Annotated in this window: 11 protein-coding genes; 7 read left to right on the forward strand and 4 right to left on the reverse strand. The window is 41.2% G+C overall.

Features of this window, described 5'->3' with window-relative positions; genetic code table 11:
• Positions 1-28 precede the first annotated feature (28 nt).
• Positions 29-1,588 (forward strand): GGDEF domain-containing protein, encoded by a 1,560-nt coding sequence (locus T515_RS08460; protein WP_036609758.1) that lies wholly within the window; start codon positions 29-31, stop codon positions 1,586-1,588.
• 121 nt (positions 1,589-1,709) lie between these two features.
• Here T515_RS08460 and T515_RS08465 read toward each other — a convergent pair whose 3' ends face one another.
• The 3 genes from T515_RS08465 to T515_RS08475 all read right to left on the reverse strand — a co-directional run bounded on the left by T515_RS08465 (position 1,710) and on the right by T515_RS08475 (position 4,991).
• Entirely contained in the window at positions 1,710-3,242 is a 1,533-nt protein-coding gene (locus T515_RS08465) for a tripartite tricarboxylate transporter permease (RefSeq protein WP_051671576.1), read from the reverse strand.
• A 12-nt stretch (positions 3,243-3,254) separates the two neighbouring features.
• A complete protein-coding gene (locus tag T515_RS08470) occupies positions 3,255-3,788 on the reverse strand; it encodes a tripartite tricarboxylate transporter TctB family protein (protein ID WP_036609760.1) in 534 nt (177 codons plus the stop codon).
• Positions 3,789-4,001: 213 nt separating this feature from the next.
• Positions 4,002-4,991 (reverse strand): Bug family tripartite tricarboxylate transporter substrate binding protein, encoded by a 990-nt coding sequence (locus T515_RS08475; RefSeq protein ID WP_036609762.1) that lies wholly within the window; start codon positions 4,989-4,991, stop codon positions 4,002-4,004.
• Positions 4,992-5,470: 479 nt separating this feature from the next.
• Here T515_RS08475 and T515_RS08480 point away from each other — a divergent pair, with 479 nt between their 5' ends.
• Positions 5,471-8,131, forward strand: a complete 2,661-nt coding sequence (locus T515_RS08480; protein WP_036609764.1) for a leucine-rich repeat domain-containing protein — start codon at positions 5,471-5,473, stop codon at positions 8,129-8,131.
• A gap of 342 nt (positions 8,132-8,473) precedes the next feature.
• Positions 8,474-10,231 carry a sensor domain-containing diguanylate cyclase gene (locus T515_RS08485; protein WP_036609766.1) on the forward strand — a complete coding sequence of 586 codons (1,758 nt, stop codon included), beginning with the start codon at positions 8,474-8,476 and terminating at the stop codon, positions 10,229-10,231.
• Between the two features lie 333 nt (positions 10,232-10,564).
• Here the strand turns inward: T515_RS08485 and T515_RS08490 are convergent, their stop codons facing one another.
• Positions 10,565-11,137, reverse strand: a complete 573-nt coding sequence (locus T515_RS08490; RefSeq protein WP_051671577.1) for an ATP-binding protein — start codon at positions 11,135-11,137, stop codon at positions 10,565-10,567.
• A 109-nt stretch (positions 11,138-11,246) separates the two neighbouring features.
• Here T515_RS08490 and T515_RS08495 point away from each other — a divergent pair, with 109 nt between their 5' ends.
• The 4 genes from T515_RS08495 to T515_RS08510 all read left to right on the forward strand — a co-directional run.
• Positions 11,247-11,954, forward strand: a complete 708-nt coding sequence (locus T515_RS08495; protein ID WP_051671578.1) for a GntR family transcriptional regulator — start codon at positions 11,247-11,249, stop codon at positions 11,952-11,954.
• Positions 11,955-12,183: 229 nt separating this feature from the next.
• Positions 12,184-13,560, forward strand: coding sequence for an ABC transporter substrate-binding protein (locus T515_RS08500; RefSeq protein WP_036609820.1), 1,377 nt, complete (start codon positions 12,184-12,186; stop codon positions 13,558-13,560).
• Positions 13,561-13,731: 171 nt separating this feature from the next.
• On the forward strand, positions 13,732-14,613 hold the full coding sequence (locus T515_RS08505; protein WP_036609770.1) for a carbohydrate ABC transporter permease: 882 nt from the start codon (positions 13,732-13,734) through the stop codon (positions 14,611-14,613).
• 12 nt (positions 14,614-14,625) lie between these two features.
• Positions 14,626-15,434: carbohydrate ABC transporter permease (locus tag T515_RS08510; RefSeq protein WP_036609772.1), on the forward strand; the 809-nt coding region annotated here is incomplete at its 3' end.

The following is a 15,434-nucleotide window of genomic DNA, read 5'->3' on the forward strand; positions in this document are numbered from 1 at the left end:
AATTCACGAACTAAATCAAAGGAGCCAAATGAATCGAAAAACCGACAGTTTAATTTTCAAACTGCTTATAGTTTTTCTGCTGATCACTGTCATAGCGGTCAGTACAAGCGGTTACATCACCTACAGGCAGGAGTATAAGAGATACCTGAAGAATTGTCAGGATCAGATACAGGCTGTCTCCGGTTTTCTGTGCATTCTTGTAGAAGATGATTCCGATGAATTTCCGTTTTTCAAAGATTATCTCATTAATCACAGAGACGAACTTTATCTCCCTATTGATTTTGATACCGACTGCTCTGAAGCGGAGTATTATTTCCATAACCTTCTTGATAAAAAGTTTCCGGATCTTGAATTCGGTGAAGATTACAGCTACGAGGATTTTGATAAGGAAACCAGTGAGGCCTGCACTATATATAACTATCTGTATTGGTCCGACATATTCTGGAAGGCAGAAAAAACCATGAACGTTCCCTATGCCATGCTTTTGTTCCCTAAGGGAGACGGTTCCGATGAGATGTATTACATCATTGATTCCGGAAGAAGACCCTATGTTGATGACGAAACACGCATGCGTATGTGCGACCTTGTTGATATGCCCCGGGAAGGCCACGAAAAGCTATGGAAAACCTGGGAGACCGGTGAACAGCAGACAGGCTTTGATGAGTCTTTAAATTCCTACGGAAAAACCTATGCTTTCTATACCCCGCTTTACATGAACGGTGAACTTGTGGGAATAGTAGGTGCAGAAACATTTACGGAAAAGATTAACAAGGATATCCTGAAAAACGCCATTGAGCAGATGGCGGTTGTCGGTGTGATTATCGTCGTGTCCATGGGGCTTCTTCTTATCTTTATTAATGAGATCTGCATCAAACAGATTTCACATCTTCAGGCTGAGGTACAATCATATACGGATAGCAAAGATCCTTCCATTGCGGACATTATCATCAAGAATGCCAAGGGCAGAAACGAAATCACCGCCCTTTCCATGCAGATCGCATCCATGATAAAAAGTATCCATGAGTATATGAACACTCTGAATACCACCATCCTGGAACTTAAGACCGCCCAGGCAAAAAATGCTGAGCTGAGCATTCAGGCAGACCGGGATAATCTGACGGGAATAAGAAACAGAAATGCTTACGAAAAAGAAGTGCAGCTCATAGAACTGCACCTCAGTGAAGAAGATGATGAAAAATTCGGAATCGCCATGATCGATCTCAATTTCCTGAAAAAGATCAATGACACCTATGGTCACGAAAAGGGCAATGTTGCAATCAAAAAGCTATGCCGCATAGTCTGTGTGAATTTTGCCCACTCTCCTGTTTTCAGGATAGGCGGAGATGAGTTCGTGGTCATCCTGAAGAACAGTGATTATGATGAGGCAGATGCCCTGATTCAAAAATTCAAGGATATAATTACAGAAAGCTCAAATGACGAATCTCTGGATCCCTGGGAGCGTGTATCTGCAGCAATCGGATGGACCCTCTATGACCCTTACAATGATTCCGGTGTGGAATCAGTTTTCAAACGGGCTGACGGCCTGATGTACGAAAATAAGAAATCCATGAAGGCAGAACGGGAATGAGTTTATAGCGTTCTAATTTAAAGGGACTGTCGCTTTAGTGCGACAGCCCCTTTGACATTTTAAACCCGGTATACCCAGTATACTCGGTTTATCATACCGGATATAAAAACCTCTTAAATTATTAACTTGCGGATTTTAATGAGCTATCCAGTGTCAGAGTTTTGGTAATCTTACGCTGGTTCCAAAGTGAGTAAATGATTACAAGTATAGCTACTCCAAGGAAAGTCATGGCGATAGGCGAATTAAATATTTCCATGATCTCACCCTTATGGATATTCATAAAGCGCGCATAGTTCTTCTCGCACATTGGCCCGAGAATAAGAGTAAGCAGGATTGGCGACAAAGGAAACTCATACTTGTTCATGATCCAGCCAAATATACCGAAGCCAATGCATACTCCTACATCAAAGACATTTTTATTGATCGCATAGGCGCCCAGAAGAGATATGACCATGATGACAGGATACAGCATAGTCTTCTCAACAGAGACTATCCTGGTGAAAAATCTGACACCGGCGCAGCCTACCACCAGCATGGCAAGATTGGCTACCATGAGAGCAGCAAATACTCTGTAGACGATAGGCAGATTGGAAACATACATCATAGGGCCGGGCTGTATGCCTTTCATGATAAAAGCACCGAGTAGAACCGCTGTTACAGCGTCTCCCGGAACACCCAGGCTTAAAAGAGGAATCATTGCACCTCCTGAACAGCCGTTGTTGGCTGACTCAGTTGAGGCAACTCCGTTTGGTATACCGGTACCCCAAAGCTCAGGATGTCTGCTGGCTGACTTATTGGCTCCATAAGATACAAACACGGCGATGTCTCCGCCTGCTCCGGGAATGGCACCTATAAAAGTACCGATTACTGCTCCGCTCAAGATATTGGGCCAAATCTTCTTAATGGTCTTCATATCAGGAAGCACTCTGTCGATCCTTGCATTGGAGGTGAGCTGCTTCTCCTCTCCCCTTACTATCTTCTCCACGCCGCCTATAACCTCGGCAACAGCAAACATACCGATCAGTGCCGGAATAAAGGCAAAGCCCTCCAGAAGTGAGGTCTGAGAATAGCTGATGAATCGTGCCACTCCGTTAGTGGGGTCAAGACCCACAGTACAGATGAGCATACCGAAAAATGCTGATATCATACCCTTGATAACACTTTTTCCGGATATTGAAATGATTACACTGAGACCGAAAATAGCCAGCATGAACATCTCTCCGGGGCCAAAGCTCATAGCTGCCTTGGCAATCACCGGTGACAGGAAGGTCATGATAAGAGCACCTATGATTCCTCCGCAGAAGGATGAGAACATCGCCACCGACAGCGCCAGTCCGGCCTGACCGTTTCTGGTCATCGGATAACCATCGATAGTAGTTGCCGCCGCAGAAGGTGTTCCCGGTGTATGAATAAGTATTGCAGAAATAGAGCCTCCATACATACCTCCGCAGTAGATTCCAAGCAGCAGTCCGATAGCCGGTATAAGATCCATTCCAAAGGAGAACGGTACCAGAAGTGCCACACCCATGGTGGCAGTCATTCCGGGAATAGCTCCCAGCAAAACTCCCCCCAATGCTCCCACAAGAGTCATCAGAAGTACCTGGGGATTTAAGAACACTTCAAGATAGCTTGAAAACAATAATCCGAAATCCATCGTACATCCTCCTTAAAAAATCATATCCACTATATCGCGCAGGAAGGCAAGAGGTCCCAATGGGATGTTAACCTTTAGCAGTGTATAGAAAAGAAGCCACATTCCAAGAGGAACCAATATGGATACCGATATCATGACTTTCCAGTTGCGCTTGCCGATGAGGAACATGATAATCAGGCAGGCCAGGGCAGATACAATCACATACCCCAGTAAACTGAAGAGCGCCACATAAGCTATGCAAATGACGATAACTATGAGCGATGCCTGCATGCCTTTATCCTTAACAGGATTAAGAACCGGTGCAGGAGCAGCCTCCGGATCGTCATCTTTCATATTTATGAGTTTCAGTAATGATATGATAAAAAGTATAGCCGCAAAGAACACGAGACCTATGATCATTATCTGCGGAAAATCAGCGGGTTGGACATAGTTGCCTTTCACAGTCTGGAATCTGGTTGACATAATCCAGCTCACAATCCCGATAAGAAGGAAGACTACGGAACCGATCAGATTTGAGAAGGCCACCGTGTTGAATTTATTTTTCATGAATGTCCTTTCTGTTTAAAAAGCGGATCCAGGCCGGGATGCCATCAGATCCGCAAGCAATTAAAGGTTAAAAAATCATAGCGCGCCGCCGGCATGCTATGATTTTTTTATTCGCGATAAGGCTGTCAAACACATGTCATGTCTGGACGAACATACATTTGACAGCTCAAATTATAGAGCAGAGCCTTTTATCTCTCCCGGTTATGATATGCTTTACATTCCAAGAGCCTTCATAGCAGCTGCTACATCTGTTGCATTCTGCTTGAGAAAAGCGCCGTAGGCATCAGCATCGAGATAGCTGATGGTCTGACCTGCATTCTTCATATAAGACTTGAAATCCTCATTCTCGATAGCCTTGGCACAGGCATTTCTCAAAGTAGTAAGCTGTGATTCATCAAGTCCCTTTGGAGTTGCAAGTCCACGCCATGTGAAATAAGTAGCGTTGACGCCCTGTTCCTTACATGTTGGCACATCGGGGAATGCAGGATTACGCTCCTCATCCATGACACCAAGACAAATGAGATCACCTGACTCTATGAAAGAACGAGCCTCAGCAAGAGATACAGTAACACCGTTAATGAAACCACCGGCTGCATTCTGAACAGCTGTTGCTGCGCCCTCTTCGTAAGTGATCATATGGATATCGATACCGGTCTCCTCCATGAGATAACCACCGGCAATATGCCAAACGGAAGCATTGGAAGAACCACCCATCTGTACTTCTCCCGGATGAGCCTTACAGTAATCAATAAAGCTCTTAAGATCTGTAATACCGTTTTCCTGAGCCCATTTAGCATTTACTGTAACAGATGCAGCATCCGTGTTAACACGGCACAAAAGATCATAGCTGTCACTGGTGAGCTGGCTTGTGCCAAGAGGACCATAGGTTGAAAGCTCAAATGTGATCATGCCGATAGTGTAACCGTCTTTTTCTGCATTGGCGATTGCCTCATGACCTACAACACCACCACCGCCTGTACGGTTGTCAACGGTGAAAGTCTGGCCGAGTTCCTTGCCAAGAGCATCTGAAAAAGCTCTTAAGCAGGAGTCTGTTCCGCCGCCGGCACTCCATGGGCAGATAACAGTCACGCCTTTAGTCGGATAGCCGGATCCGGAATTTCCTGAACTTCCACACCCGACAATCGCTCCCATTGTCATCACTCCGGCAAGAGCAATGGCGATAATTTTCTTCAAATTCTTCATCTCATTTTCCCTCCTTGTGTAAATTACAACATTGCTGTGTAAACGCTTACAGTTATTCTATAAGTATAATAAAAAAATTTGTTATGGTCAAGATTAACAACTGATTTAAATATTAAATAAGCGCCTTTGGCAAATATAACCATAATTTATACATAGAGAACGCTGCGGCTGTCCTCTTATGCTTCGCATACCGGAAACCTGCTTCCTATCAATTTCTTATTTTTAAATGTCAGTATAATTTTTTCTTCTAGAACAAATATAGTTCCGACAATGGTATAATTGACTATAGATTGAGTTGATCGTGTTTAAACTCTGTGTTTCAAAAACAGTACTGTAAAGTCAGCATTGTTTAAGTAACACATGTGTGTAAAAAAATGAGAGCTTTAAATTATAGGGAAGGAGTGATGAAACGCTATAAAATTCCATTTTCTGTGAGGGGATTCTTAAATTTATCAATTTAATCAATACGGAGGTATTTTATGAAGAATCAATCTCTGATTTGTATCTTCTGTGCAGCTTTAGTTTTAGGTCTTGCTGCATGCTCCGGTAAGAGCCCGACTTCAAGTCCTGGCACAGAAGCAGAAACAACGCAGACTGAAGCGCCTTTTGTGGAAGAAGAGCCTGTAAAGAATGAATTGAATTCCACCTCTCCCATTCCGAAAATCAATAAGGATTATGATCTTACAGAACAGATATTTGAAGAAGAAAATCTGATTCTCAGGCTGCCGAAAGGTGTCACTGCTGTTAATGAAGGCAGAGGGAAAAACATGGGACACATAACTGTCACAGATGAGGAAGACGGTTGGAAACTGATGTTCCGCCCTGATAATTTCTCTCTGAACAACATAGTTAACAATGTCAGCAATACAGTTATTTATGACGGTAACGTGGTAAAAACCGACTGGTCAAAGGATGTGGCAGGTACTCTTTCCGGGTTCCCTGTCAGGGTATGGGCCAACAATATACGAAAAGGATGGCTTCACCCTTCCAATGAAACCGATACGCCGGCTGTTGACATCATCGTGGATTATGGCGAGACTCTTGTAGGAGAATGGCTGGGCATGCACATTCGTCTTGAGGCTCTTAACCCTAAAGATGATACTAACATTTACCACTATCTATACAACAGTAAGCTGCGCGCCGTGCTGAACAGTTTTGAATGTATAAAAACTCCTGACGGAAAGGAATATACCGCAAACGGTATCACTGCATCCTTCCCGGCCCGCTGGCCTGTCAAAGTCGGTGAAAACTCTCTGGTGGCAAATATGCATTCGAACGCCCTCACCGGAGGAATCACCATGTCAACACAATACAATCCGGATCCTCAGCATCATGTGGATCAGTACGAGGGTGAACAGTTCAGTCGTACCTATGGAAGTAATGACTGGATAGGTGTTATCGCCAAGCATACCTTTGAAAAGGATGAAACTTCTGAACCGACCATACTGTATTCCATGCACCTGTTCTCAAAATTCAGCGACAGGATGTGTGCCAATGTTCATGTTTCCAACAACAGTTTCGGACCGGATGAGTTCAAGGCTTTCCTTGACAACGAACAGTTTGTGGATCTTATGAATTCGGTAAAACTCGATCCAGATGCTTGGCATCAGCCCGGTACAGCTGAAGTAAACGGTCTTCTGTCTGACGGAGGCAGTATCATGTCATACTCCGGTTCAGATGAAGAAGTTGATATCCCATCAGTGATCGGCGACTACAACACAGTCTACATCGGTTTTAATGCATTTAAGGGCAATACTTCTGTCAGAAAAATCGTCATACCTGAAGGCGTAACTGAGATTCAGGGCAATGCTTTCTTCGGTTGTACAAATCTTGAAACGGTTGTACTTCCCGAAACCCTGAACTTTATCTACCAGAACGCTTTTCGTGACTGCCCTAATCTGAAGGACGTAGTATTGCCGGAAAGTGTATCTTATGTCGGTTCCGGCGCTTATATGGGTTCCGGTACAGGAACATTCAAGGGAAGCTCTGCGGAATATGATTCTCATGCATTTGATGAAAGTGGTTTTGATAAGATAAGCTTCGCAGCAGGTGCGGTTCTTTCAGCAGACTATATTTTTGATGGCGCTAAGCTTTCTGAGATAGAGTTCCCATCTGACCTTAAAGAGCTTGGTATGGGAGCATTTGTAAACTGCCACAACCTGCAAAGGATAGAACTTCCTGAGACAGTGACAACCATCGGAGAAAGTGCATTTGCATCCATGTTCGGTCTTCCGTATATCACTCTTCCGGAGGGGCTTACAGAGATACCTGAAGGCTGTTTCAATTCAACTACCCTGGATACTCTCGTGATTCCTTCTACTGTCACGAAGATTGGTGACAGCGCAACCTTCGGTGCAGCCTGCATCGTTATCCTGTGTCCTGAAGCAGAAATAGGCGAGCGAGCAATTCAGGCAGACTACGTATACATGGAAGATGCCTATAAGCATGTATTTTCCGATCATCAGGAGCTTGAGGGAAGCTGTCTGTATCTTGACGGTGTCTATGATGCAGCGTCTCAGCTCCAGGGACATTTCTATGATGCCACAAGCTTCAGTTATCAGGTTTACCTTCCATCTGACGCTACCGTTGAAGAGGCTGATGCACTTGACCGGTTCCTGCTCTCTATAGGATATCAGGACATTGCATGGATTGGTTCCTCAAGAGACTTCATTCCTGACAGTACCTTCGACTTCGATTGTACCAGTGCAGGTATGATAACAGGATATCACGGTAACAGTGACAAGCTTGGTATACCTAACTATCATCTGTACAGAGATGATGACTGGTGGCTGACAGGCAATGTATATGGAATCGTGGATGAAGCCTTCAAGGATTCCACCTTTACCTCTGCTTACTTCCGCGGCCAGTGCGGAGACGGAATCGGATCAAGAATTCTTGCAGGCAATACTGCTCTTAAGGATATATGGTTTAATACTTCTATTATCAATGAGATAGACTCCGATAATTCCGCCAGCGGAATCCCGCATTATCAGCCTGACACCTTTGAAGGTATCCCTGATGATGTAACGGTACATCTGCCTGAAGCTATTCCTGAGGACCTACGTTCCGGCCTGGAAGAAAGCCTTCGTGCCCATGGTATACCTACAGGAGCAAAATTCGTATATTACAGTCTCAGATAACAGCTTTGTCTGATGATCTGAACAGCTAATCTTCTTTCGATTTTAATCAATGGAGAAGCTGCGAAACACAATAAAAGACAGCTATGTTTCAGATGAGCATAGCTGTCTTTATTTTTTATGATATAAGTGTCATAAGTATTCTCCACTCACGTCATAAAATATAAATAATCATTTCCTTATCACAAAGAAAAATTTTTTGTTGACGGAAATTATGCTGACTTTTACAATTTTAATCAGATAGATTTATGACAATTTAATAATGCAACTTCAAATCTCAAACCAGGTGATTTTTAAGGTATTCATTTTACTGTAACTGGTTGTTCACCACATATAGGAGCCGCTATGATCCAGAAAACATACCGCTTTTTCACACTTGATGAACTTCAATCGGTTATCGAAGTAATACACTCGGAAGCAGCATACACTACCGCTTCCGGCATTATGATGCAATTATATAACGCAAGGCTTGATATAGATGAAGATTTGCTTGTTGAATCAATATTTCAGGCTTTTCCTTCAGCATGTATCTCAGGTATCACATCTGCCAATATTGCCGGAGACAAATTCGATCTCACAGATAATCCCATCGTTCTTTCAGTGACTTTTTTCAAGAACACCACCCTTATTCAGTATGATTTCAATATGGATAATTTCACTGCCTTTGTAGCCGGACGTATCATGAATGAGCTGATGGATGAAATGGAGGATATAAAATGCCTGCAGATCTTTTACTCAACCAAAAGTATATCCATACAAACCTTTATGAAGGAATTCAGCCATAGAAAAATTCCTGTCTTTGGGGTGAAAGCCGGGAGAAGTATTACCAGAAAGAACATCGCACATGTCTATGGAAATCAGGTATATCAGAATGGTTTTGTTGTCATCGTCTTTTTAAGCAAAAACCTGAAAATATACATGGATAATAATTTTGGGTGGCAGCCCATAGGGACAGAGATGATGGTCACCGAGACCCTTGGTGATAACATCATTACTGAAATAGATAAAAAACCGGCGACCGAGATTTATGAGAAATATCTAAAGGTGAGTCCGAATCAGTATTTCGTTGAAAATGTATGTGAATTTCCTCTTATAATCGATCGTGACGGAATGCAGATAGCCAGAGTACCTGCTGCCTGTGATGAGGATGGTGCAATTCACCTTACTTCCGACATATATACAGGTGATCATTTCAGATTATCCTATGCTACTGCCGACCGTCTGCTTGCTTTGACAAGAGAATCCGTCAAGGATTTAAATACCTTTTCTCCGGAAGCGGTTTATCTTTTTGAATGCGGAAACCGGCTCAGATTTCTGGGAAAAGACTTCCTGAAAGAGATAGCTCAATACTATAAGTATTATGATCAGCTGTCCATCGTTACAGGATATGCCGAACTGTTCTTTCCTGCAGGAGGAAAAGGTGCCGATATGAACAGTTCTCTTGTTGTTGTGGGACTGAAGGAAACTGATAAAGGTGATGATGTCTTCATAACAAAAAGAGACCCTGTCCCCTATTCATTTTCCCGCAGCACACCGGACAAGGAGATTCCTTTTATTGATCGTATTCTGGCTTTTCTTGAGAGTACTTCAAAAGAGCTTGATTCAGTCAATAAAGAACTAGGTAAAATAGCCTATACCGATCAGCTGACAAAAATTTACAATCGCTGGGAACTGGAAATCAAGATAGATGAATGTCTCGAGTTGAACCGCCATGGAAAATCCTATGGACTGCTATTCTTTGATATCGATCATTTCAAATCCATAAATGATACTTATGGACATGATATAGGCGATATGGCACTTCTTGCTGTAGTTAACATCATAAAAGAGTTTTTGAAGGACGACCATACCTTCGGAAGATGGGGCGGAGAAGAATTTATCTATCTGTATCCGGCCGAATCCACGGATGACCTTATTGGTTTTGCCGAAAAAATTAGAAAAACCATCGATGAAACCTGCTTTATAACTACCAAACATATCACCATCAGTACAGGCGCCACCATGGCAAGAAATGAAGATAATATGCTGTCCTTTGTTAAAAGGGCTGATTCCGGCGTCTATGAAGCAAAAGAAACAGGCAGGAATAAGGTTGTATTAAAATAATCTTCTATCAACTCAGTAGTTTATACCGGTTTTCATCAAACCGTGTTTAAAGTGAATAAACCCTTGAAATTACGTGCTTTTTTTGTACTTCAAATAAAATCCGGCCAATATTTTTATGCCTTCCGGCCAATTCTTGAATTCACAACAATTTGTCTTATAATTCGTATTTCTGACAGCTCAATACTTTACGTATCTGCTCTTAAATAAACATTATGATTGTTCTCCGCATATTCCAACAGCTCGTCAGTAAAGCCACTCTTTGAAAAGATTACAAAGTGCTCTTTTCTGTCCTCCATATTCCATTTCACCTCCCTAGATTTATTCTTCAGAGCATCAAGAACAGATAGTCCCTTTTTTGGAATATTTGCATTCCCCGAAAAGGATATCCTTGCCATTTGAATCGTAGGCCACGATGTCGATCTCTACATCCTTTGAACCCCACCATCTGCCTACTCTGTTAAACATAAGTGAATCAGATAAGAGGTCCCAGGTCCTTTGCCTGCATATATCCTCGTAAACATAGGAAACGTGATTATCTATCAGGTTCTTATGTATCTTCTCCTCTACGAAATCTGATCTTCCTGATTCAAGAAGGCTTTTATTCGGATAAACAAATTTAAACCAGAATGAGATGAAGTTATCCTTGATGTTATATAAGCCCATCTTACTTTTTTCTGGATGCTCCTCTGTAATAGGCACTTCTCTTTCGATGATATCAAGGTCCATCAGATTCTTTAGATAGGATGTAAGTTTAATCTGATGGACTTCTAACGCAGCTGCAATCTTACCCAGCTTGTGATTTCCAGCTGCAATAGTCTTCAGTATTGAAAAATAACTTCCTATTTCTGATACTTCCTTCTGAAGCAGGAATTCGGGTTCCGCGTACAGAAATGCATTCGTTGACAATATGTTTTTCTTTATTATTTGTCCTTAAACGCTAACATGCTTTTACATATTTTATGAATCTGCTATAATAAATAATATACTGTTTATAATACATTATAGGATGATATTTATGGAAAAGAAATCAGCAACACCACTATATCAACAATTGGTTGAATCAATCAAAAATCAAATTTCTACCGGACAGCTCAAAGAAGACGATAAACTTATGACTGAACAGGAATTTAGTGAAGCATATAATGTAAGCCGCATCACTGTACGTAAAGCCATGGAATTGTTGTCTGACGAGGGTTTTGTTGTTAAGAAGCAGGGCATTGGTACATTTGTAGCTTCAAAAAAATTAAATCGTGTGATGGAAGGTGTCATGAGTTTTACAGAAAGCTGTGAAATGAATGGATGTAAAGCCTCAGCAGAACTTTTATCACTTGAATGGAAAAAAGCATCTATAAGTATAGCAAAACATCTTAACATCAATGAAGGCGATAAGGTTTTATGCATACGTAGGATCCGCGGGTGTGACGAATGGAAGGTAATGCTTGAAGAAAACTATTTTCCAGAAAAATATGGCTATATCCTTAGTGAAAACCTGAACGGATCAATTTATAAAATATTAAAAAGCCATGGTACGATACCTGTACATTACATTAAAACCGTTTCAATATGTTTTCCTTCCGAGCAGGAACAGGAAGCACTGGAACTCCCTGATAAACAGCCATTATTACTTCACAGAGAAACGGTAATGGATGCTGAGCGCAATGTTATCCACTATACAAAACTTATCATTAATCCTGAACACTACACATTGACTATAATCAGATGATTTATAACCATTATATATTCCAGTAATAATTATTTATTATGACGTTATATTACAATTAAGAGCCTTCTTGGAAGGCTCTTATATATTTTGCACATATTTTTGTTATACATCTAATTAAGTTGCAACAATATTTATGTAATTTAAAATATTTAGTTGTTACTGTTGATATGATGTTATATAATGTTTCCAACAAACATACATAGAGGAGTGTATGAATAAGGAGGAAATGATGAAATCTACAATCAAGCGTTTATTGGCACTTGGACTTACTGCTGCAATGTCAGCTTCTCTCGCAGCATGTGGGTCTTCCGCCGACATTTCTAATGGTACAAAATCCGGTAATGAAACCACATCTGGCACTAATGCTGACAGCAATGCTGCAAACGCCAGTGATACATCAGGCAACGATGTAAAAACGATCAAGTTCTTCCACCGTTTCCCTGAGGATCCTGCCAATTCTTTCATCGAGGAAAAAATAGCAGAATACGAAGCAGCACATCCAGATATTGATATCGTTGTAACCAGCGCACAGAACCAGCCTTTTAAGGAGAAAATCAAAACTGTAGTCGGTACTGCAGAAGAACCAGACATTTATTATAGTTGGGCGGGTGAGTTCTCCGAAAGATTTATCCGAGAGAATTTGATACTTGATCTTACGCCATATCTCGAAAAAGATAGTGAGTGGAAAGACAGTCTTATTGAATCACAGATGGTTAACTATACAACTTCTGACGGCATGGTCTACGGAATTCCATTCCGACTTGATGGCAAGGTGTTTGCTTATAATCGTGATATTTTTGAAAAGCTCGGACTTGAAATACCAAAAACATGGGATGAATTCCTCTCAGTTCTGGAAACAATAAAAGCCGACGGAACATACACCCCATTGGCAGAGGGCAATCAGGATCAGTGGCCTGGCGCTCATTATATCGGAACTCTAAATCAGATGTTAGTAGCTGATGATGTCAGAGCTTCTGATTTCGAGCCAACCACAAGCTTATTTACAGATCCAGGATATGTTAAAGCCTTGGATGACTTTAAACAGCTTGTCCCTTATATGAACATTGGAGTCAACGGTATGACTCACGACATGGCTCGTCAACTTTTCACAACAGGTCAGGCCGCTATATGTTATATAGAGCTTGTTGAGATCACAAACATTTATCAGGAAACAGAAGGTACTGATTTTAACTGGGGTATGTTTATGTTCCCTACTGTTGAGGGCGACGGAAATCCAGATATTCTTACAGGAGAGCCTGAGGGCTTTGTCATTTCTGCAAACACAAAATATCCTGATGAATGTGTAGCTTTCCTAAAATGGTTCCTGGGACCTGAAGTCGGTGCACAGCAGGCAGAATCTGTTGGATGGTTCAATGCATCCAAAGGTGTAGCTGATAATCTTACCGATGAGGGCTTAAAAGAGGCTTATAACCTTATTATAAATGCAGAGAAGATGGGTCCATGGTTTGACGCATCCCTATATTCTACAGTTTGTGAAGAATATCTAAGGCAGATTTCAGATGTCATTAATGGTGATGTAACATCAGAGGAAGCCATGGCAAAAATTCAGGCTACAGCTAAAGAGGCCAAATCATTAATAAGCTAATTGCTGTCGGTCTATACTTTAATTGTAAAGAGTAACAAATCACGCCTGATAAAAGCTGTTGCCAAAGATGACAAGTCAACTGGCAGCAGCTTTATTTATAACATTTTCCCATCGATCATAAACATAACAACATGCAGCATCTGATTAAGCATGGCAATCGAGGAGGTTTTTATGAATAGAAAAAAAGTAAAAAAATCACTTTATCTTTATATTGCGCCCGGCCTTTTCATGGTACTGGCATTCGTTTATGTTCCTATCATTACTAATTTTATATACAGTTTCTTTCGTCTTTCATCCTACTCAACGAGTATGAAATTTGTTGCACTGGATAATTATCGACGATTATTCACCAATGAAACATTCCCAATAATGATACGAAATAACATCTATTACTGTATTATCTCTTTAATTGTACAGGTTGGCTTTGGAACTATCATAGCACTTGTACTAGAAAATAAATTAGTCGGCAAAATGGGAAGCTTCTATAGAAGTGTTTATTTTATTCCATCTTTGATTTCTCTCACTGCTGTTGGCCTGATGTTTAATTTTATATATAATCCCATGGCAGGAATGTTAAATGGATTTTTAAAAACGATCGGTCGTCCTGATCTACAGCAAATATGGTTGGGTGATCGTAATCTGGCCATATTCTGTATTATAGCAATGAGTCAATGGCAATATACCGGCTATATAGCAATGCTTATGATCGTTGCTTTTCAAAATGTCTCATTGGATTATGTAGAAGCCGCTATAATCGACGGCGCAGGTCCATTACGCCGTGCACTAAGTGTATATATCCCACTAGCCAAAGAGCAGTTACTCGTATGTTCTATCATAACAATCATCGGTGCGTTTAAACTTTTCACAGAAGTCTATACCACAACAAGCGGCGGTCCTGGAAATGCTTCTCAAGTATTAGGTCTGTTCCTTTATCAGAATGCTTTCCTTCATGATGACATGGGTATGGCTGCATCAACAGGCGTACTAATATTTGTAATAACCGTAACTCTTTCGATAATCCAGCTTAAATTAACCAAATCAGGTCAGGATTAAGGAGATAATAAAATGAATAAACAGCATATAAATACAAAGCGTATCTTTATGGCTTTCCTGATTCATCTTTTTCTGATGATACTGGTACTTGTCATCTTACTTCCAATATGTTGGCTGTTTCTTAACTCATTAAAAACAAATCAGGAAATGTTCCGCGACTCAATAGCACTACCCACTGTTCCAGTATTTCAAAACTGGATAAATGCCTGGAATAAAGGCCTGTACAATTACTTCTTCAGTTCGCTGGTCACAAGTGCAATGGCACTTTGCGGTATACTGATCCTCTCTTCTTTACTAGCCTATGGACTCACAAGATTGGATCTACCCGGAAAAAACGCATTGTTTCTGATCGTATTGGGAGGAATGGCCCTCTCTGAACAGGTAGCACTAGTTCCTCTGTTTAAAATGATTCAGGCAATAGGACTATATAATACCCGTTGGGCTGTCGTCCTGCCTTATATATCATTCCGTATTCCATTTACAATGTTCCTTTTAAGATCATATTTTCTGGGGATCCCTAAAGAGCTTGAGGAAGCCGCAATACTCGATGGCGCTACAAGATTTCAAATCTTCCATAAGATAATACTTCCTATTTCAAAGCCTGTATTAGCATCTGCAGCAATAGTAAATCTAAACTTTGTCTGGAACGAGTTCCTGTTCGCCAATATTTTCCTTGAGTCAAGAAATCTAATAACTATCCCACTTGGTCTTATGACCTTTCAGGGAGACTTAAAATCCGATTACGTTACCATGTTAGCAGGTATACTGATAGCTTCACTGCCAATGGTTATAATGTATCTCAGTATGCAGAAACAATTTGT

This window comes from Oribacterium sp. P6A1, from assembly GCF_000702885.1.
Lineage (GTDB): Bacteria > Bacillota > Clostridia > Lachnospirales > Lachnospiraceae > Oribacterium.

Bases quoted from the DNA above. Each gene is read 5' to 3' on its own strand.
- T515_RS08500 (WP_036609820.1), top strand. From the start codon at position 12,184: ATGAAATCTACAATCAAGCGTTTATTGGCACTTGGACTTACTGCTGCA.
- T515_RS08485 (WP_036609766.1), top strand. From the start codon at position 8,474: ATGATCCAGAAAACATACCGCTTTTTCACACTTGATGAACTTCAATCG.
- T515_RS08480 (WP_036609764.1), top strand. From the start codon at position 5,471: ATGAAGAATCAATCTCTGATTTGTATCTTCTGTGCAGCTTTAGTTTTA.
- T515_RS08465 (WP_051671576.1), bottom strand. From the start codon at position 3,242: ATGGATTTCGGATTATTGTTTTCAAGCTATCTTGAAGTGTTCTTAAAT.
- T515_RS08505 (WP_036609770.1), top strand. From the start codon at position 13,732: ATGAATAGAAAAAAAGTAAAAAAATCACTTTATCTTTATATTGCGCCC.
- T515_RS08470 (WP_036609760.1), bottom strand. From the start codon at position 3,788: ATGAAAAATAAATTCAACACGGTGGCCTTCTCAAATCTGATCGGTTCC.
- T515_RS08460 (WP_036609758.1), top strand. From the start codon at position 29: ATGAATCGAAAAACCGACAGTTTAATTTTCAAACTGCTTATAGTTTTT.
- T515_RS08475 (WP_036609762.1), bottom strand. From the start codon at position 4,991: ATGAAGAATTTGAAGAAAATTATCGCCATTGCTCTTGCCGGAGTGATG.
- T515_RS08495 (WP_051671578.1), top strand. From the start codon at position 11,247: ATGGAAAAGAAATCAGCAACACCACTATATCAACAATTGGTTGAATCA.